At 73.2% G+C, this 18,226-nt stretch carries 17 protein-coding genes and 1 pseudogene; 10 read left to right on the top strand and 8 right to left on the bottom strand.

Going from position 1 to position 18,226, the window contains the following annotated elements; translation table 11 throughout:
* The first annotated feature begins 54 nt into the window (after positions 1-54).
* Positions 55-914 (top strand): annotated as a pseudogene (locus tag KV381_RS29610) (polysaccharide deacetylase family protein).
* A 13-nt stretch (positions 915-927) separates the two neighbouring features.
* On the opposite strand, the gene KV381_RS29605 reads toward KV381_RS29610, so the two are convergent.
* Positions 928-1,398 carry a peptidoglycan-binding protein gene (locus KV381_RS29605; protein ID WP_218786735.1) on the bottom strand — a complete coding sequence of 157 codons (471 nt, stop codon included), beginning with the start codon at positions 1,396-1,398 and terminating at the stop codon, positions 928-930.
* A 311-nt stretch (positions 1,399-1,709) separates the two neighbouring features.
* Between KV381_RS29605 and KV381_RS29600 the strand changes: the two genes are divergently transcribed.
* Positions 1,710-2,678, top strand: coding sequence for a helix-turn-helix domain-containing protein (locus KV381_RS29600; protein WP_218786734.1), 969 nt, complete (start codon positions 1,710-1,712; stop codon positions 2,676-2,678).
* Positions 2,679-2,757: 79 nt separating this feature from the next.
* Here KV381_RS29600 and KV381_RS29595 read toward each other — a convergent pair whose 3' ends face one another.
* From KV381_RS29595 to KV381_RS29580, 4 genes are read right to left on the bottom strand one after another with little or no spacing between them, the layout of a single operon-like run.
* Positions 2,758-2,991: a hypothetical protein gene (locus tag KV381_RS29595; protein WP_050495553.1), complete on the bottom strand. Its 234-nt coding sequence runs from the start codon at positions 2,989-2,991 to the stop codon at positions 2,758-2,760.
* Between the two features lie 9 nt (positions 2,992-3,000).
* Complete coding sequence (locus tag KV381_RS29590) at positions 3,001-3,663, bottom strand: hypothetical protein (protein WP_030079700.1); 663 nt, start codon at positions 3,661-3,663, stop codon at positions 3,001-3,003.
* Positions 3,660-4,679, bottom strand: coding sequence for an ATP-binding cassette domain-containing protein (locus tag KV381_RS29585; protein WP_218787322.1), 1,020 nt, complete (start codon positions 4,677-4,679; stop codon positions 3,660-3,662). The genes KV381_RS29590 and KV381_RS29585 overlap by 4 nt, the downstream gene beginning before the upstream one ends.
* Positions 4,680-4,681: 2 nt before the next feature.
* Positions 4,682-5,356, bottom strand: coding sequence for an AIM24 family protein (locus KV381_RS29580; protein ID WP_030079702.1), 675 nt, complete (start codon positions 5,354-5,356; stop codon positions 4,682-4,684).
* 70 nt (positions 5,357-5,426) lie between these two features.
* Between KV381_RS29580 and KV381_RS29575 the strand changes: the two genes are divergently transcribed.
* The 5 genes from KV381_RS29575 (at position 5,427) to KV381_RS29555 (ending at position 11,354) form a co-directional block, all read left to right on the top strand.
* On the top strand, positions 5,427-6,149 hold the full coding sequence (locus KV381_RS29575) for a peptidyl-tRNA hydrolase (protein ID WP_218786733.1): 723 nt from the start codon (positions 5,427-5,429) through the stop codon (positions 6,147-6,149).
* 218 nt (positions 6,150-6,367) lie between these two features.
* Positions 6,368-7,114 carry a DUF4142 domain-containing protein gene (locus KV381_RS29570; RefSeq protein WP_030631816.1) on the top strand — a complete coding sequence of 249 codons (747 nt, stop codon included), beginning with the start codon at positions 6,368-6,370 and terminating at the stop codon, positions 7,112-7,114.
* A 130-nt stretch (positions 7,115-7,244) separates the two neighbouring features.
* Entirely contained in the window at positions 7,245-8,594 is a 1,350-nt protein-coding gene (locus tag KV381_RS29565) for a DUF692 domain-containing protein (RefSeq protein WP_218786732.1), read from the top strand.
* Between the two features lie 5 nt (positions 8,595-8,599).
* Positions 8,600-9,643, top strand: coding sequence for a TIGR04222 domain-containing membrane protein (locus KV381_RS29560; RefSeq protein ID WP_218786731.1), 1,044 nt, complete (start codon positions 8,600-8,602; stop codon positions 9,641-9,643).
* 148 nt (positions 9,644-9,791) lie between these two features.
* Positions 9,792-11,354, top strand: a complete 1,563-nt coding sequence (locus KV381_RS29555; protein ID WP_218786730.1) for an alpha/beta hydrolase — start codon at positions 9,792-9,794, stop codon at positions 11,352-11,354.
* Between the two features lie 148 nt (positions 11,355-11,502).
* Here KV381_RS29555 and hemQ read toward each other — a convergent pair whose 3' ends face one another.
* A complete protein-coding gene (hemQ, locus tag KV381_RS29550; RefSeq protein ID WP_030079714.1) occupies positions 11,503-12,231 on the bottom strand; it encodes a hydrogen peroxide-dependent heme synthase in 729 nt (242 codons plus the stop codon).
* Between the two features lie 4 nt (positions 12,232-12,235).
* Positions 12,236-13,699 carry a protoporphyrinogen oxidase gene (gene hemG, locus KV381_RS29545; RefSeq protein ID WP_030631799.1) on the bottom strand — a complete coding sequence of 488 codons (1,464 nt, stop codon included), beginning with the start codon at positions 13,697-13,699 and terminating at the stop codon, positions 12,236-12,238.
* 126 nt (positions 13,700-13,825) lie between these two features.
* Here hemG and KV381_RS29540 point away from each other — a divergent pair, with 126 nt between their 5' ends.
* Positions 13,826-14,824: a DUF4349 domain-containing protein gene (locus KV381_RS29540; RefSeq protein WP_218786729.1), complete on the top strand. Its 999-nt coding sequence runs from the start codon at positions 13,826-13,828 to the stop codon at positions 14,822-14,824.
* A 74-nt stretch (positions 14,825-14,898) separates the two neighbouring features.
* Entirely contained in the window at positions 14,899-16,287 is a 1,389-nt protein-coding gene (locus KV381_RS29535; protein WP_218786728.1) for an FAD-dependent oxidoreductase, read from the top strand.
* A 31-nt stretch (positions 16,288-16,318) separates the two neighbouring features.
* On the opposite strand, the gene hemE is transcribed toward KV381_RS29535, so the two are convergent.
* Positions 16,319-17,416, bottom strand: coding sequence for a uroporphyrinogen decarboxylase (gene hemE, locus KV381_RS29530; RefSeq protein WP_030079721.1), 1,098 nt, complete (start codon positions 17,414-17,416; stop codon positions 16,319-16,321).
* Positions 17,417-17,508: 92 nt separating this feature from the next.
* Here hemE and KV381_RS29525 point away from each other — a divergent pair, with 92 nt between their 5' ends.
* Positions 17,509-18,168, top strand: coding sequence for a DUF3000 domain-containing protein (locus tag KV381_RS29525; RefSeq protein ID WP_030079723.1), 660 nt, complete (start codon positions 17,509-17,511; stop codon positions 18,166-18,168).
* Positions 18,169-18,226 lie beyond the last annotated feature (58 nt).

Raw genomic sequence — 18,226 nt, 5'->3', positions numbered from 1 at the left:
AGATATGACCATCTTGTCGGATATTTTCCGTGAGTGATCACTGCTGCACGGAAGATGACGACACTGACGGTTCTCGGGGCGCTGACCGGCGCCGCTCTGAGCGGGTGCGGGGCGAGTCCCCCACCCGCTCCCCCCACCCCCTCCCCAAGACCTCCGCCCCCGCCCCCGCCTCCGCCGTACCGGAGAAGCCGCCCACGATGGCCCCCGGTCCGGCGGGCCGCACCCCGGTCTTCGAGCGGAGACCGACGGGCGGGGGCACGGCGGGCCGCTCGGCGGAGAAGGTCGTGGCACTGACGTTCGACGCCGACATGACGGCCGATCAGGGCCCCCGGGCCGCCTCCGGCGAGCGTTTCGACAACCCGGAACTGATCGCGCTGCTGCGCCGGCTGAAGGTGCCCTCCACCGTCTTCATGACCGGGCGCTGGGCCGAGGAGTACCCGGCCCAGGCGAAGGCCATCGGCGCGGACCCGCTGTTCGAGGTCGCCAACCACTCCTACAGCCACCACGCTTTCAGCGCCCCCTGCTACGGCCTGCCGGTGGTCGAGAAGGCCGCCATGACCCGCGATGTGGAACGCGCCTTCACGGCGTTCCGGAAGGCGGGCGTACGGAACGTGGTGCCGTACTTCCGCTTCCCCGGCGGCTGCTACGACGACACGGCGCTGCGCGCCCTGGCCCCGGCCGACGTGACGGCGGTGCAGTGGGACGTGGTCAGCGGCGACGCGTTCGCGACGGACGCGGGGGCGGTGGCCGAACAGGTGCTGGACGGGGTGCGGCCGGGGTCGCTGGTGGTGATGCACTGCACCCGCAGCGCGGCCCCGGCCACCGAGGCGGCGGTACGCCGGATCGTGCCGGAGCTGCGCGAGCGCGGCTACCGCTTCGTGAAGGTGTCGGAGCTGATGGAGGACGGCGCCTGAGCACCGGGGCTGCTCAGCTGCAGTTGATCCTCGCCCCGGTTTCCAGGCTGTAGTTCGCCCACACCATCGCGTCGCGGGTCGCCATGCCGTACTCCCCGTCGGGGACCACCTTCACCTTCTTCTGCACGGCGATGAGCGCCGACTCGGTGAGACCGCCGAAGATCCCGTCCGTCTCCAGCTTGTAGCCGTAACAGGCGTTCAAGTTCTTCTGCAGAGCCTGGACCCCCTTGTTGTTGTGCCCCCGGACCATCCAGCAGTACGGAGAACCCGAGGCGTAGGGGAGGACGATGTAGGAGGTGGGATTCGTGGCGCTGTTCTCCCGGTACCCGGCCGCGTTGCAGGCCGGATAGGGAGTCGCGGTCGCGGAAGGCTGTCCGGCGGCGACCGCCGACGACGCTCCGGTCAGGGAACCGCCGAGAAGACCGGCGACCAACGCGCCTGCGGCGAGAGCCGACTTGGCGTGCACGTTTCGAATCGTGAGCATGCTCAACTCCAGGTGTCGATGTCCGACCGCGCGTGCGCCACGCCCCTGCCCGGCGCACTCCCGTACGGGGCGACAGATGCCCGTGCCCTTCGCCCCGCGGCAGACCTTAGAACCGATGGAGGGGCCGGACTGTGTCCTGCGTGCGGGGGGCTGTTCCAGCCGTGCTCCACCGCGGCCGGAATCGTTGCGCGGTGGCCGGACCACTGCCATGCTCATGCGATGTCGTCCGCTGGTGAGGGGTGGCTTGTGAGCGAACGGGCAAGGGTGTCACCAGGCTCTTCGCGAGGTCGGCGGGAACAGGGCCCGGCCCGGTGAGCCCGGTCCTGGACACCACGTTCGTGCCACCTCGGGACCGGGCGGAGACGTTCCGGCACGCGGTGTGGGAATCCGTCGTACCGGTCGACATCGATCACCACCTTCCGGCGGAGGATCTCTCGGTCCACATCGGGCTCGGCTCCGTCGGAACGATCAGGATCTGCTCGGCGCGAGCGACGGCACTGACCGTGGAACGGACCGAGCGGCTGGCCCGGCTGGACGAGGAGCCGGCCGTCTTCCTCGGACTTCAGGTGACGGGCACCAGCCTGGTGGTGCAGAACGGCCGCCAGTCCGTGCTGCACCCGGGCGACTTCGCGCTCTACGAGACGACCAAGCCCTACACACTTCTCTTCGACGAGGGAGTCGCCCATCACTTCCTTCGCTTCCCCCGCTCTGCCCTCGCGCTCCCCGAGCGGTCGCTGCGCGCCGTCGCGGCGGTCCGCCTCGGAGCCGACAACCCCGTCGCGGGCCTCGCCTCCACGTACTTCTCCCAGCTCGCGACCGACGTACATCTGCGCGGGCACCTCCATGCCGACGCGGTCGTGGAACCGAGTCTGGAACTCATCCGTGCCGTCGTGACATCACAGCTCGGCGACACCGATACGGCCAGGGCACCCTTGGAGTCGACGCTCAGCCTGCGAATCACCCAGTACATGCGGGCTCACCTGGCTGAACCCGATTTGTCGGCCACGCGGATCGCCGCCGCGCACGGCATCTCGGTCCGCCATCTCTACACCGTGCTGGGCCGGTCGAACATCAGACTCGGGGAATGGATGCGTTCACATCGCCTGGCCGAATGCCGACGGGAGCTTGCCGGTCCGCACGGCCACCTGCGCACCATCGCGGCGACAGGGCGACGCTGGGGCTTCGTGGACGCGAGCCACTTCAGCAAGGTGTTCAAACAGGCTTACGGCATCTCGCCCCGGGACTGGCGTGACCTGAACCGTCCCAGGCCCACAGCCTGAGCCGACGGGCACGACCGCCGGACGTCCTGCAGGAAGCCCGGCCCGCGCACCCCGCGCGGCAGACTCCCCACTGTGCACCTCAGCCGGAACAGGCCGTGCGGCCCGCCTCCTGCCAGGCGCAGACCGGGCAGAGCGTGGCGCCCTTCGTCGACTCCGGGTACTCGGTCGGCTCGCGGCACAGCACGCACTCGGCGTAGGGAGGGCCCTCGGCGGCTCCGGCGGGCGGGGCGGGCGCGATCGGTCCCGGGGCCTCGCAGTACGAACCGTTCGTGTCGTGCGTGTCGTCGGTGTCCACGTCCACGAGCCTACGCATCCGCCCGGCTCATCCGCGCCGGGCGGCGAGCCGGCAGACCGCGAGCGCCACCGCCCCGGCGAGAGCCGCCGCCCCGAGCAGGGCCAGGGCGGGCGGCTGGAACGTCCCGGTCCGTGATCCCGTGACCAGGGCGGTGACCGCGTAACGCGCCGGGGATCCGGTGGTCACCAGCGCCAGGAGCGAGCCGAGCACCGCCGCCGCCACGGACCAGCCCCGGCGGACCGTCACCGGGCGGCTGCTGAGCGCCCCCACGACCGCGCCCAGCAGGACGCAGCACAGGGCGGCCGCCAGTCCGGCGAGCGCGGCGGACGGTCGGGAGACCGCGTGGGCGCCGTCGTCGGTGGCCGGGCTGCTGACGAGCAGGACGACGGCGGTGCTCACCACGGCGAGCGCCGCCGCGCAGCCCGTGGCGGTGAGCAGCGCGGCCAGGTGCGCCCGCCGGGGGCCCACGGCGGCCGAGGCGACCGTCCGGGCGGCGGGCGGCTCCTGGGTGACGCAGAGGTGGACGGCCCACGCGGTCACGGGCAGCAGGGCGGCGACGCCGAGCGAGCCCAGCACGGGCTGCCCGCCCTGCACGCCGACGGCGAGGACGGCCGCGTACAGCAGGAGGGGCGCCAGCCAGCGCTGGGAGCGGGCGAGCACGGCGGTCTGGTAGCGGAGGAGGGCGGTCATGATGCTTCGGACACCTCTGCCGCTGCCTCGGAGGACTCGGGTGACTCGGGTGACGTGACCGGTGCGGGGGCTTGTGCCGGGGCGACCTGTCGGATGTGCCACGGCGGGCGGGCCGTGAGCAGGGCTGCCAGGAGCGCGTCGGAGTACGGGGCGGGGACGGTGAGGCGTACGACGGCGGAGCCCGCGCCGTGGTCGGGTCCGTCACCCGGGCCGGGGCCGGGGCTGTAGTCAGCGGTGCCGCCGCCCGGGACGGAGACGGCCGCACCCGCGCCGAAGCCGCCCGTCCCGCTCCTCCGCTCCCGGACCGGGTCGCCCGGCAGGGCCTCGGGCAGCGTCGCGCCCGGTGGGCCCACCGCCTCGATCAGAACCCGGGGGCCGGGGTCGGGGCCGGTCGCTGTCGCGGCCGTCGCCCGGTGCACCCCGCCGTCGGCGGTTCGCAGGGTGAGGTCCGCCGCCCCGGCCAGGCGTCGCGGGTCGTGGTCGACGAAGACGACGGTGGCGCCGGCCGCCACGCGTTCGGCCACGGCGCGGTCCAGCTCGGCGCGGGCCGCCGTGTCCAGGCCGGTCCAGGCCTCGTCCAGAACCAGCAGGTCCGGCGCGGCCAGCAGCGCCTGGGCGACGGCGACCTTCTGGCTGGTGCCCTTGGAGAGTTCCGTCAGCGGGGTACGGGCGTGATCCGCCGCGCCGAACCGGTTCAGCCACTCCCCCGCCCGCCGCTTCGCCTCGGCCGTGCGCAGCCCATGGATCCGGCCGAGGTGGACGAGGTAGCCGGTGGCGGTCAGCGGCAGCGCGGCCGGGAAGCGCTCGGGAACGTATGCCGTACGGGCCGGGCGGCCGGTGATCCGTCCCTCGGCGGGGGCGTCGATCCCGGCGAGCAGCCGCAGCAGGGTCGACTTGCCGACCCCGTTGGCCCCCTCGACCCGGACGAGCGCCCGCGCGGGCAGCGCGAGGTCGACCCCGCGCAGCACCCAGGCGCCGCGGAGGCCGTACCGGTGGCCCACGCCCCGGAGATGCAGGGTCAGTTGGAGGTCTTCTCGGGCCGGGCCTCGCTGGGCCGCACGATGACGAAGCCCTCGCCCTGGAGCATCAGCTGAACCGCCTCGCCGGAGCCGCCGCGCACCATCGAGCCGACGCTCTGGGAGCGGTTGAGGCTGGTCGCGAGCTGCTGGCTCCAGCCGACGACCGCGTCCGTGTCCACGTACACCGGCTGAGCGGCCGTCACGGGGATCACGATCGGCGTGCCCTCGCACATCAGGCCGAGCTTGCCGTAACCGGTGAAGACGCTGTTGAAGAGGCCGCCGCCGACCATTCCGGCGCCCTTCACCGTCTTGATCTCGTAGGAGAGCGTCGGGTCGAAACACAGGACGTTGCGGCCGTTGATGGTGATGGAGTCGCCCTGGTCCAGCTCCACGATGAAACAGTTCGCCGCCTCGTGCGCGAACCACGCCTCGCCCTGGCCCCGGACCGCCATCAGCGCGAGGCCCTCACCGGTGACCGCGCGCTTGAGCAGGCCGCCGATGCCCTGGCCCTTGCGCTCGAACTGGAGGTTGCCGCGGAAGGCGATCATCGAACCCTGCCGGGCGTGCATCTCCCCGTTGACGGCGTACTTGATCGACTTGGAGTTCTGCAGGGTCATACCGGGGGCGGTGGCCGGCTGGGCCATGTGCTCGCTGGAAAAGAGATCGCTCTTCATGCGGAGCATCCTCACCCGGAGCCGGTCGTTCCGCCAAGGAGGTGAACCGACCACCTGGCAGACTGGGGCGGTGACCAGCAACGACACCCCTGTCTCCGAAAGCCCGTTCCACAACGGTCCGACCGACCGCGACCAGGCGCCGCAGTTCGTGCTGCCGCTGGTGCTCCACCTGGAGAAGACGGACCCGCCCGCCCGCACCGACGCGCTGCGGACCGCCGCCCGTGCGGTGCTGACGATCCTCTCCGACGAGCGGTCGCTCGGCGACGGCGAGTGGGCCGCGGCGATGCGGGACTGGCAGGACGCCCGGATCCGCAAGGTCGTGCGCCGGGCGCGCGGTGCGGAGTGGCGCAAGGCCACGGCGCTGGACGGCATCACGGTGACGGGCGAGGACGGCGCTGAGGTACGGGTGTTCCCGCCGATCCCGCTGGACGGCTGGCCGAAGGAGCTGGCCAAGCTCCAGGTGTCGGGCACCGACCTGGAGGAACCCGAGCCGCCCGCCGCGCCCGATCTCTCGGGCCCGGTGCTGTGGCTGAACCCCGAGGTGGACATGTCGGCGGGCAAGACGATGGCCCAGGCCGGGCACGGGGCGCAGCTCGCCTGGTGGGAGCTGTCCGACGCCGAGCGCAAGGCCTGGCGGGAGGCCGGGTTCCCGCTCTCCGTCGCCACCCCCGGCCCGGAGCGCTGGCGGGAGCTGACGGTGAGCGGGCTGCCGGTGGTGCGCGACGCGGGGTTCACCGAGATCGCCCCGGGCTCCTGCACGGTGGTCGCCGACCATCCGGCGCTGCGCCGCTGAGCGGGGCGGTGACCGCGACGGATCGCCCGTGTCGCGGAGCCGCCGAGCGGGACACGACCACATCGCCGCCGTGCTGAACGTTTCCGGTCCCTTCTCCGTATCTCCCGGTACTGCCCTTTCGGCATTACCGCCAAGTAGCCTGCGCAGCCGGTCGACTGGCGGTTGATTGACGCCTGTTCGATCGACGCTGCCACGCCTCGGCCCCGGGAGACACCTTGTTGCGACGCATCAACGGAACGGCCCTCATCATCGCGGCGCTGGTCGCCACCATCGGCGCGCTCGCGTTCCCCGTCTGGTCCTACGCGGACCGTTCGGGCACCGGCGAGGCGAACCTCAACGCCTCCAGTGTCGCGACCCAGTGGGGACCGCTCTCCGCGACCGACCGGGACTTCCTGGTCAAGGTGCGGCTCGCCGGGCTGTGGGAGCTGCCCGCCGGGCAGCAGGCGATCGAACGGGCGCCCAGTGAGGCGACGAAGGCCGCCGGGGACCACCTCGTCGTCGGGCACGCCGATCTGGACCGGCGGGCCCGGGACGTGGCGGCGAAGCTCGGGGTGGAGCTGCCCAACCAGCCGACCGCCCAGCAGCAGGAGTGGCTGCGGGAGCTGACGGCGGCGAGCGGGGACGAGTACGAGCGGAAGTTCGCCAACATCCTGCGCGCCGCCCACGGCAAGGTCTTCGGCCTGATCGGCCAGGTCCGCCACACCACCCGCAACACGCTGATCCGGCAGCTGGCGAGCGACGCCAACCAGACCGTGCTGGACCACATCACCATGCTGGAGGCCACCGGGTTCGTCGACTTCGACGCCCTGGCGCGCGAAGCGGCGAGCGGGTCGACCGCCAGTCCCTCCGGCCCGTCGATGCCCCGGGACGGCCAGGTCCCGCCGGCCCCGGTGCCGGCGACGCCGACCGGCGACCAGTCCTTCACCTCGCGGCCGGTGCCGCCCACGATGATGCCGATGCCATAACGAGGCCGCCGGTCCCGGAACCTCAAATCCAGCTCTGAACGTCCCCTCTGTCGGGTTCAGCACCGTTCGGCGGGGTCATGACCCCTGGACAGAACGACAGAGCGAAGGCCTGGGTGAGCAGGGGGACACCATGAAGCTGGGCATCGGTATCGGCTGGCGGCCGGAGATCGCGGACGAGGTGGAGGCGCTGGCGGGGATCGACTGGGTCGAGGCCGTCGCGGAGAACCTCTGCGCCGACCATCTCCCGGATTCCCTGGTACGGCTCCGGGAGCGCGGGGTGACCGTCGTGCCGCACGGGGTGGCGCTCGGGCTCGGCGGTGCGGACCGGCCCGACCCCGGCCGCCTCGCCGCTCTCGCGGCGCGCGCCGAACTGCTGGGGACGCCGCTGGTGACCGAGCACATCGCGTTCGTACGGGCCGGGGGGCCGCTGACCGCGTCACCGAGGCTGGAGGCGGGGCACCTGCTGCCGGTGGCGCGTACCTGGGACGCGCTGGACGTGCTGTGCGAGAACGTGCGGATCGCGCAGGACTCGCTGCCGGTGCCGCTCGCCCTGGAGAACATCGCGGCGCTGATCTCCTGGCCGGGCGAGGAGCTGACCGAGGGGCAGTTCCTCGCGGAACTGGTCGAGCGGACCGGGGTGCGGCTGCTGATCGACGTGGCCAATCTGCACACCAACCACGTCAACCTCGGCCAGGACCCGGCGGAGGCACTGGACGAGCTGCCGGTGGAGGCCATCGCGTACGTGCATGTGGCGGGCGGGGTCGAGAAGAACGGCGTCTGGCACGACACGCACGCCCACCCGGTGTCCGCACCCGTCCTGGAGGTGCTGGCCGAGCTGCGCTCCCGGGTCGACCCGCCGGGCGTGCTGCTGGAGCGGGACGACGCGTTCCCGCCGGGCACGGAGCTGGCGGGCGAACTGGACGCGATCCGGGCGACGCTGCGGCAGGCGGCGACCGTTCACACGCCGGCCGAATCCGGTGAACGTACGGACACCGCCGAATCCGGTGAGCGTACGGGCGTCGCCGACCCCGCGCCCGCCGAAGGCCGCGCCGCGGCCGACCCCGTGCCGGCCGGCACCCGTGACCGTACCGCCGTCGCGCAGACCGCGCTGCTCTCCGCCCTGGTGGTCGGGACCCCGGCCCCCGAGGGCTTCGACCACCGGCGGCTGCGGGTGCAGAGCCGGGCGCTGGCCGCCAAGCGCGCCGACGTCGTCGCCAAGGTGGCCCCCGAGCTGCCGGAGATCCTCGGCGACGGCTACCGCCCCGCGTTCCTCGCGTACGCCGGCAGCCGCCCGATGTCCGGTGGGTACCGCCGCGACGCCCTGGACTTCGCGGAGCATGTGCTCATCGCGGGCGGTCCCGCCGATCCGGTGGCGCGGCGCCGGCTGACGTACTGGTGGCAGGACCGGTCGGGCGCCCGGCCGCCGGGCCGCACCACCCGTCTGGTCCGGGCGGCCCGTGCCGTCCTCGTGGGGAAGTGACCGCTGTGAACGTCTTCGCTGTGCTGGCGACCCTCGGGGTCGTCGTCTCGTCGGTGCTGCTCGTCGTGAAGGCGGTGGCCGAGCGGTCCCGCCGCCCCGCCCCGGGGCCCGGCGTCGCCCTTCACGACCTGTACGAGGTCGCGTTCCTCAACGGCGGTCCGGCCAGGGTGGTGGACACCGCTCTCGCCTCGCTGCACGCGGACGGCCGGCTGGCCGTCGGCGGGCCCGGCATCGTCGCCGTACAGCGGGCGCAGGCGAACGACCCGGTGGAACGCGCGGTGTTCCAGGAGCTGGCCGCCGCCCCGAGCGGCGCCCTGCACGTCCTGCGGGAAGCGGTGATGCGCCACCCGGCGGTCCAGGAGGTCGGCGACGGGCTCGCCGCTCGCGGGCTGCTGGTGCCGCCCCACCGGATCCGGCCGCTGCGGCGGTGGGGGCTGATCCAGGGGGTGGCGTGCCTCATCGCCCTGCCGTTGAGCCTGGTGGTCACGTTCGTCCAGCTCGCGGTGGTCGACACCATGGACTTCCCGGTCCCGTTCATCGTGAAGATCCTGCCCGCGATCGTGATCGGCGCGTTCAGCGGCCTGATCGTCGCGGGCGCCTCCGCGAGCCGCATCACGAAGTCGGGGCAGCACGCCGCCCTGGCGTTCCGGACCGCCTACGCCCATGTGGTGACGCCCGCCCACCTCGTCGCCACGCTGGGGCTCCGCGCGCTGCCGGACCCGGTGCTCCAGGCCCAGCTGGTGGCCGCGGCACGGCTGAGCGCTCCGCGCCGGCGGTCCTCGTCGTACGTCGCCGGGTCCACGGCGGCGGGCGTCACCGCCGTCGGCGTCGCGACGGTCTGGTGCGCCGCCGCCGGCCCCGGCGGCTCCAGCTGCGGCGGGTCGACCGGGGGCGGCTCCGGATCGAGCTGCGGCGGCGGGTCCGGATGCTCCTCGGGGTCCGGATGCTCCTCCGGGTCCGGGTGCGGAGGCAGCAGCGGTTCGAGCTGCGGCAGCTCGGGCGGCTCCAGCTGCGGGGGCGGTGGCGGCGGCTGCGGCGGCGGGTCCTGAACCGCTCCTGATCCGGGCGAACCGAGGCCACTCGTACGGTTGTTGACCGCCCATCAGGGTGGTTCCCGGTGACATTCCGGGGCGGTACTGGACATCGGCGCCCGTCCGCCCGACCATCCCTCTCCGCATCCGCAGAGAGGCCCCGCGCGTGAGAACAGCTGCGCTGTACACATCGATCGGCTCCCTGGTCCTGTCCGCCCTGGCCGCCGCTCCCGCGAACGCCTGGGAGGCGCCGGGCTCCGCCGAGTCCCGGGGCACCGCGATCGCCGCCGCCCGGGCCACCGCCGCCGGGATCGACTTCGCCGCCTGCCCCGAGGAGGAGATGCTCCCGGACTCCCTGAAGTGCGGCACGGTGAAGGTGCCCCTCGACTACGCCGAGCCGGACGGGCGGCAGCTCGAACTGACCGTCAGCCGCACGCCCGCCACCGGTCCGGCGCAGGAGCGGCAGGGCTCGTTCGTCTACAACCCGGGCGGCCCCGGCGCGTCCAGCATCACCTTCCCGCTGGCCGGGGAGCTGCCGGAGTGGAAGGAGATCGCCGAGGCGTACGACCTGGTCGGCTACGCCCCGCGCGGGGTGAACGGCTCCTCCGCCCCGCTGTCCTGCCAGGACCCCGCCGCGTACACCAAGGGTCCGACGGACGCGCCGACGCACCCGACGCAGGCGTACAAGGAGCGGCGCGTCGCCCGTGCGAAGGCGTACGCGCGGGGCTGCGCGGAGCACGCGGGCGCGACGCTGCGGCACTACACCTCGCTGAACAACGCCCGTGACCTGGACGTCCTGCGGGCCGCGCTCGGCGAGAGCCGGCTGACGTTCATGGGGGCGTCGTACGGGACGTACTTCGGCGCGCTGTACGCGACGCTGTTCCCCTCGCACGTACGGCGGATGGTCTTCGACTCGGTGGTCGACCCGGACCCGGAGCAGATCTGGTACCGCTCCAACATGGACCAGTCGCTGGCCTTCGAGACGCGCTGGGAGGACTTCCGCCGCTGGGTGGCCCGGCACGACGACGTGTACCACCTGGGGGCCACCCCGGAGGCGGTGCAGCGGCGCTACGACGAGGTGCGCGCCGAGCTGGCGGTGAAGCCCGCGGGCGGCAAGGTCGGGCCGGGGCAGCTGCATTCGGCGTTCCTGGGGGCCGGTTACTACGACGACTACTGGGCGATGCGGGCGACGGCCCTGTCGGAGTACGTGCGGGGCAACCCGGAGCCGCTGGTCGCACAGGCCTCCCCGCGTGCGGTGGCGGCGAAGGACAACGAGAACGCGCAGGCGGTGTACACGGCGGTCGAGTGCAACGACGCGCCCTGGCCGGAGGAGTTCGAGATCTGGGACCGCGACCACACGGACCTGGCGCGGGTCGCTCCCTTCGAGACCTGGGACAACGCCTTCACCAACCTGCCGTGCGCATTCTGGCCCGCGCCCCGGCAGCGGCCGCTGGAGGTGGGGACGCGGTGGGGCGAGCTGCCGCCGGTGCTGATCCTGGCGGCGGAGCGGGACGCGGCGACGCCGTACAAGGGGGCGCTGGAGCTGCGGAAGCGGCTGCCCGGGTCGTCGCTGGTGACCGAGCGGGGCGCGGGGACGCACGGCGTCGGCGGGGCCGGGAACACCTGCGTGGACGATCATCTGCGCCGGTATCTGCTGACCGGTGAGGTGCCGGGGCGGGGTGCGGACTGTGCCGCGCACCCGGAGCCGAACCCGGTGTCGCTGGACTGAGCCGAGTACGGAGCGGGGGCCGCCGCACCTTCACGGTGCGACGGCCCCCGAAGCCGAACCCGGTGTCGCTGGAGGGGCGGACGGCACGATCGGTGCCCGGTGCCCGTCCCTCTGATCTTCCGGGTTGGGGTGGTGCGGGACTCGCTGGTTATGCGAGCCCGGCCACCAGGTCTGCGACGCTCTTCCTGCGGCCCGTGTAGAACGGGACCTCCTCGCGCACGTGGAGCCGTGCCTCGGAGGCGCGCAGGTGACGCATCAGGTCGACGATGCGGTACAGCTCGTCCGCCTCGAAGGCGAGGATCCACTCGTAGTCGCCGAGCGAGAACGAGGCGACGGTGTTGGCGCGGACGTCCGGGTAGCCCCGGGCCATCTTGCCGTGGTCCGCGAGCATGCGGCGGCGGTCCTCGTCGGGCAGCAGATACCAGTCGTAGGACCGGACGAAGGGGTAGACGCTGATGTAGTCGCGGGGCGTCTCGTCGGCGAGGAACGCCGGGATGTGCGACTTGTTGAACTCGGCGGGGCGGTGCAGCGCCATGTTCGACCAGACCGGGTCGAGCGCGCGGCCGAGCTTGGTGCGCCTGAAGAGGTTGTACGCGTCCTGGAGCTGGTCCGAGGTCTCCGCGTGCCACCAGATCATGATGTCCGCGTCGGCCCGCAGCCCGGAGAGGTCGTAGGTGCCCCGGACGGTGACGTCCTTGGCCGCGAGCTGGTCGAACAGCTCCTGGACCTCGTCGGCGTAACCGGCGCGGTCCAGCGGGAGGACGTCGCGCAGTTTGAAGACCGACCACAGGGTGTAGCGGATGACCTCGTTGAGGTCCTTGGCCTTCTTGCCGGCGTTCGGACTCTTGCTTGATGTCACAGTCTCAGGAGCACTCATACGGCTATTGTCCCGCCTCGCTCCCCGTGCCCCGAACCAGGGTCGGCGTGGCGATGATCTCCCTGGTGATCTCGTCGGCCGCCCGGTGGGCGCTCGCGATGCAGGCGGGGATGCCGACGCCGTCGTAGACCGCGCCGCAGACCCGCAGGGCGGGCAGCTTGGCGACCTCGTCGCGGATCCGGGCGACCCGGGTGAGGTGGCCGACCGGGTACTGCGGCAGTCCGCCGATCCAGCGGGTGACCTCGCTGTCGACGGGCCGGGCGGTGAGTCCGGTGGCCGCGGCGAGGTCGCGCAGGGACACGGAGACCAGTTCCTCGTCCTCGCGGTGGAGGTGGTCCTCCTCGCCGTACCGGCCGACGGAGGTGCGGAGCACGAAGAGGCCGGGGGCGGCGTCGGCGACCCACTGCCATTTGTTGCTGGAGAACGTGGACGCCTTGATGGTGTGCCCGTCGACCGGCGGTACGAGGAAGCCGGAGCGGCCGCGCAGGGCCGAGTACGCCTCGATGTCGGTACGCCGGAAGGCCAGGGTGACCAGGGCCATCGAGGCGTACTCGACGCCGGACAGCTCGGCGGAGGCGGCCGGGGACTCGGCGGCCAGCAGGGTGCCGGCGGACCAGGCGGGGGTGGCCAGGACGATGCCGTCGGCGGCGATCGTCCGGGTGTCGGTGCGGACGGCCCAGCCCGTTTCCGTACGGGTGAGACCGAGGACGGGCGTCTCGGTGATGATGTCGCCGCCCCCGGCCCGTACGGCGTCGCCGACGGCGGCCGGGAGGGTGCCGATGCCGCCCTCGATGCCCTGGAAGACCGGGCCGGCCTGCTGCCGGGCCGCCGCGCGTTCCTGGATGCGGCCCACGGCCTCCAGCAGCGGGCCGCCTTCCTTCACCGCTTCGAAGAGCTGGGGTACGGCGGCGCGCATCGAGATCCGGTAGGCGTCGCCCGCGTAGACCCCGCCGAGGAGGGGCTCCACCAGCCGGTCCACGACCTCGCGGCCGAGCCGGTCGGCGACGTACGCGCCGACCGCGACGTCCTCGCCCACGGGCGTCGGGGTGAGGTCGCGCTCCTCGGCGATCCGGGCCAGGCCCTCGGGTGACAGCACCTCGCCGAGGACCGCGGGGTCGCCGGGGACGCCCATGACATGGCCCTTGGGCATGGGGCGCAGCGCGTCGCGGGTCCAGAGCGAGGCGGTGGCGGTGGCGGGCGGCTGGAGGCGGTCGGCGAGGCCCACCGCCTCGGCCAGGGCGACCGCCTCGGGGCGCCGGGCGAGCATCGACTCGGCCCCCAGGTCGACCTGGACGCCCGCGACCTCGCCGGTCATGAGCTTGCCGCCGAGCCGGTCCGTGGCCTCCAGGAGGGTGACCCGCACTCCGGTGGTGACGAGGCGGTGGGCGGCGGCCAGGCCGGCGATGCCGCCGCCGATGACGACGACGTGGCCCGGGGGCGTTTCCGCACGCTGTTGAGAACGCTGCATGGGTCCACTCTCTCAAACCCGTACCGCGTCCCGACCGTGACCACTTCGAAACCGGTGGGCGGCAACCGGCCCCGGGGCCGCCGCGTCGAACCGACGATGTCAACCAACGTCCTGGGGGGACCAGTTATGGATCCGGTTACGGATGGGGAGAGCGGAAGCCGTCGGTCGTTCGTCCGCGCACGTGCGGCGCTCGTGGCCGGGGCGCTCGGCCTGCTGCTCGCCGTCGGCGGCTGCGGGGCGTCGGGCGACGCGTCGGACGACGGCGCGAAGGCGGCGGACGGAAAGGCCGCGCCGCGCGAGGGGTTCGCGGACGAGGCCGGGGCAGCGGCCTCCGCCGCCCCCGAGGAGCAGGCCGACGGGAAGGGGGCCGGGAAGAAGGCGGCGCCGAAGCCGGGGGGCACCCATGTGATCCGTACGGCCACGCTCTCCGTCGAGGTGAAGAGCGTGCCGAAGGCGGTCGCCGCCGCGCGCGGTGCCGCCGAGGGCGCGGGGGGCCTGGTGGCGTCGGAGAACACCGAGCGCCTCGACGACACCTACGAGACCTCGCATCTGGTGCTGCGGGTGCCGCAGGAGCGGTTCCAGGAGGTGCTGCGGGAGCTGTCCGGTTCCGGGAAGCTGCTGTCGCGCACCTCGGACGCGAAGGACGTCACCGGCCAGGTGGTCGACGTGGACAGCCGGATCTCCACCCAGCGCGCGAGTGTGGCGCGGGTGCGGGAGCTGATGGACAAGGCGGAGCGGATCAGCGATGTGGTGGCCCTGGAGGGCGAGCTGAGCAGCCGTCAGGCCGATCTGGAGTCGCTGCTGGCCCAGCAGGCGAGTCTGAAGGACCGCACCTCGCTGGCGACGATCACGCTGGACCTGACGCCGCCGGACGCCCCGGACGACGACGGGGAGAAGGAGGACGACCCGGAGTTCCTGGAAGCGCTGGGCGGCGGCTGGGACGCGTTCGTGACGGTGCTGCGGTGGATCGCGGTGGCGTTCGGGGCCGCGTTCCCGTTCCTGGTCACCGCCGCCGTGGCGGTGCTGGTCTGGCGGGTGCTGCGCGGGCGCGGGGCGGCCCGCGGTGCCGCTCCGGCGGTGACGGCGCCCGCGGCCGGGAAGGACGACGGCGCCTCGGACTCCTGAGCCGCCCGGGCGTCGTAGCGTGGGGCCCTGACCGCCGGTTCGCCGAATCGGCGGACCGGCGGAAGGGACCCGGCATGGCAGCGGAGCGACTGGTGGTCATCGGCGGTGACGCGGCGGGCATGTCCGCCGCGTCCCAGGCCCGCAGGCTGAAGGGGCCGGACGCGCTGGAGATCGTCGCCTTCGAGCGCGGCCACTTCGCCTCGTACTCCGCCTGCGGCATTCCGTACTGGGTGGGCGGCGACGTCGGGGAGCGCGACGACCTGATCGCCCGCACCCCCGAGGAGCACCGGGCGCGCGACATCGATCTGCGGATGCGGACCGAGGTGACCGAGCTGGACGTGGCCGGGCGACGGGTGAAGGCGCTGGACCTGGAGAGCGGGCGGACGTACTGGACGGACTTCGACAAGCTGGTGATCGCCACCGGGGCCCGTCCGGTGCGCCCGGCGCTGCCCGGCATGGACGCGGCCGGGGTGCACGGGGTGCAGACCCTGGACGACGGGCAGGCGCTCCTGGACTCGCTGGACGCCCTGGGCGGCGGGGAGACCCGCCGGGCGGTCGTGGTGGGAGCGGGGTACATCGGTGTGGAGATGGCCGAGGCGATGCTCAAGCGGGGCTTCGAGGTGACCGTGCTCAACCGGGGCGAGCAGCCGATGGCGACGCTCGACCCGGACATGGGGCGGCTCGTCCACGAGGCGATGGACGGTCTGGGCATCACCACGGTCAACGGGGCGGCCGTGACGGAGATCCTGACCGGCCCCGGCGGCCGGGTCACCGGCGTGGCGACGGAGGCGGGGACGTATCCGGCGGACGTGGTGGTCCTCGGCATCGGCGTGGAGCCGGAGACGGAGCTGGCGCGCGAGGCCGGGCTGCCGGTGGGTCCGCACCGGGGGCTGCTCACCGACCTGTCGATGCGGGTGGTGGGCCACGAGAACATCTGGGCGGGCGGCGACTGCGTGGAGGTCCTGGACCTGGTGGCGGGCCGCACCCGGCACATCGCGCTGGGCACGCACGCCAACAAGCACGGCCAGGTGATCGGTTCCAACGTCGGGGGCGGCTACGGCACGTTCCCGGGTGTGGTCGGTACGGCGGTGAGCAAGGTCTGCGACCTGGAGATCGCCCGGACCGGGCTGCGGGAGAAGGACGCCCGCGCGGTCGGGCTGCGCTATGTCACGGCGACCATCGAGTCGACGGGGCGGGCGGGCTACTACCCGGGGGCGAAGCCGATGACGGTGAAGATGATCGCGGAGCTGCGCACGGGCCGGCTGCTCGGGGTGCAGATCGTGGGCCGGGACGGGGCGGCGAAGCGGGTGGACGTGGCGGCGGTGGCGCTCACGGCCGGGATGACGGTGGAGCGGATGACGGCGCTCGACCTGGGCTACGCCCCGCCGTTCTCGCCGGTCTGGGACCCGGTGCTGGTCGCCGCGCGCAAGACGGTGGCGGCGGTGCGGGGCGCGGGAGGCTGACGAGGCCTCCCGCGCCCGGGGCGCGACTGCTTCAGCGCGCGGTCTGCTCGTGCACGTGGCTCACGAGGCGGGTCAGCGCGTCCGGGTCCATGGTCGGCATGACTCCGTGGCCCAGGTTGAAGATGTGGCCCTCCAGACCGGCGGCGGCGTCCAGCACCTCGCGGGTCTTCTCCTCGACGGCCGGGGTCGGCGCGTACAGCACGGCCGGGTCGAGGTTGCCCTGGAGGGCCTTGCCGGGGCCGACGCGGCGGGCGGCCTCGTCCAGCGGGACCCGCCAGTCGACGCCGACGACGTCCGCGCCGGCCTCGCCCATCAGGCCCAGCAGCTCGCCGGTGCCGACGCCGAAGTGGATGCGGGGGACGCCGTAGGGGGCGACGGCGTCGAAGACCTTCGCGGAGGCGGGCAGCACCGCGCGGCGGTAGTCGGCGGGGGCCAGCGCGCCGACCCAGGAGTCGAAGAGCTGGACGGCGGAGGCGCCGGCCTCGATCTGGACCTTGAGGAAGGCGCCGGTGATCTCCGCGAGCCGGTCCACGAGGTCGGCCCAGAGCTGCGGGTCGCCGTACATCATGGCCTTGGTGCGCTCGTGGTTGCGCGAGGGGCCGCCCTCGACGAGGTAGCTGGCCAGCGTGAACGGGGCCCCGGCGAAGCCGATGAGCGGGGTGGCGCCCAGCTCGGCGGTGAGCATCCCGATGGCCTCGGTGACGTACGGGACGTCCTCGGGGGTGAGGTCGCGCAGCCGGGCGAGGTCGGCGCGGGTGCGGATCGGGTCGGCGATGACCGGGCCGACGCCGGGCTTGATGTCGAGGTCGATGCCGATGGCCTTCAGGGGCACGACGATGTCGCTGAAGTAGATCGCGGCGTCGACCTTGTGGCGGCGCACGGGCTGCAGGGTGATCTCGGTGACCAGCTCCGGCATCATGCAGGAGTCGAGCATCGCGATGCCCTCGCGGACCTTCAGATACTCGGGCAGCGAGCGCCCCGCCTGGCGCATGAACCAGACCGGCGTGTGCGGGACGGGTTCACGGCGGCAGGCCTTGAGGAACGCCGAGTCGTGGGTGGCGTGGCGGACCGCGTCGAGGCTGGCGGAGGTCGTCGTCTGCTGGCCCGAAGGGCTGTCGTTGGCACTCACGCACAGAATCTTCGCACGCGTGCCGAAGGAGCCCGGCCCCGCACGGGTGTCTCTCCCTGCGCGAGGCCCGCCTTCCGCCTACTCTTCCCCGCATGGCTCCGGCTCAGGGACAATTTTCCGATCATTCCGACGGCGTTGACAGCAAGGAACGCGCGGAGGGTCCTTCCGCACCGCCCGCGTTCCTGGCGGCGGTCGAAGCGCTGCGCTCCGCGCGCCTCCGACCGGAGCTGGAGGTGGAGGTGACCAGGCCGCCCCAGCGCCTCGCGCCGCACGCGTACGCCCTGGAGGCGGCGGTGGTGGACGGCGAGGACGATCTCGCGGACGGCAGGCTGGTGCTGCTGCACGATCCGGCGGGGCACGACGCCTGGCAGGGCGCGTTCCGGCTGGTGACGCTGGTCCGGGCGGAGCTGGAGCCGGAGATGGCGGCGGACCCGCTGCTGCCGGAGGTGTGCTGGTCCTGGCTGACGGGTGCGCTGGACGCGCGGGGCCTGTCGTACGGAGAGGCCGGCGGAACGGTGACACGCGCCGGATCGCACTACTTCGGTGCGCTCTCCGCGCGCCGTCCGGCGACGCAGATCGAGATCCGCGCCTCGTGGACGCCGCGCGAGGGCCGGGGCGGGGTGCCGGACGCGGCGTCACACCTGATGGCCTGGGGCGACCTGCTGTGCCAGATCGCGGGGCTGCCGCCCTCGGATCCGGCGGACGCGGCGGTGGTGACGCTGCCGCAGCGGCGCGGGCCGCAGGTTTCGTAACACTCCGTCACCCGTTTCGCACAAGTACCGGCTCTCTTTTCGTACAATCGATCGCGCG

Origin of the sequence: Streptomyces sp. WY228 (assembly GCF_019287315.1) — a bacterium.
GTDB lineage: Bacteria > Actinomycetota > Actinomycetes > Streptomycetales > Streptomycetaceae > Streptomyces > Streptomyces caviscabies.
The sequence above is the reverse complement of the archived record's forward strand: the minus strand, read 5'-3'. Positions and strand labels throughout refer to the sequence as shown.

Bases quoted from the DNA above. Each gene is read 5' to 3' on its own strand.
- KV381_RS29540 (WP_218786729.1), top strand. From the start codon at position 13,826: ATGGATCCGGTTACGGATGGGGAGAGCGGAAGCCGTCGGTCGTTCGTC.
- KV381_RS29525 (WP_030079723.1), top strand. From the start codon at position 17,509: ATGGCTCCGGCTCAGGGACAATTTTCCGATCATTCCGACGGCGTTGAC.
- KV381_RS29605 (WP_218786735.1), bottom strand. From the start codon at position 1,398: ATGCTCACGATTCGAAACGTGCACGCCAAGTCGGCTCTCGCCGCAGGC.
- KV381_RS29590 (WP_030079700.1), bottom strand. From the start codon at position 3,663: ATGACCGCCCTCCTCCGCTACCAGACCGCCGTGCTCGCCCGCTCCCAG.
- KV381_RS29565 (WP_218786732.1), top strand. From the start codon at position 7,245: ATGAAGCTGGGCATCGGTATCGGCTGGCGGCCGGAGATCGCGGACGAG.
- hemG (WP_030631799.1), bottom strand. From the start codon at position 13,699: ATGCAGCGTTCTCAACAGCGTGCGGAAACGCCCCCGGGCCACGTCGTC.
- hemQ (WP_030079714.1), bottom strand. From the start codon at position 12,231: ATGAGTGCTCCTGAGACTGTGACATCAAGCAAGAGTCCGAACGCCGGC.
- KV381_RS29580 (WP_030079702.1), bottom strand. From the start codon at position 5,356: ATGAAGAGCGATCTCTTTTCCAGCGAGCACATGGCCCAGCCGGCCACC.
- KV381_RS29535 (WP_218786728.1), top strand. From the start codon at position 14,899: ATGGCAGCGGAGCGACTGGTGGTCATCGGCGGTGACGCGGCGGGCATG.
- KV381_RS29595 (WP_050495553.1), bottom strand. From the start codon at position 2,991: ATGCGTAGGCTCGTGGACGTGGACACCGACGACACGCACGACACGAAC.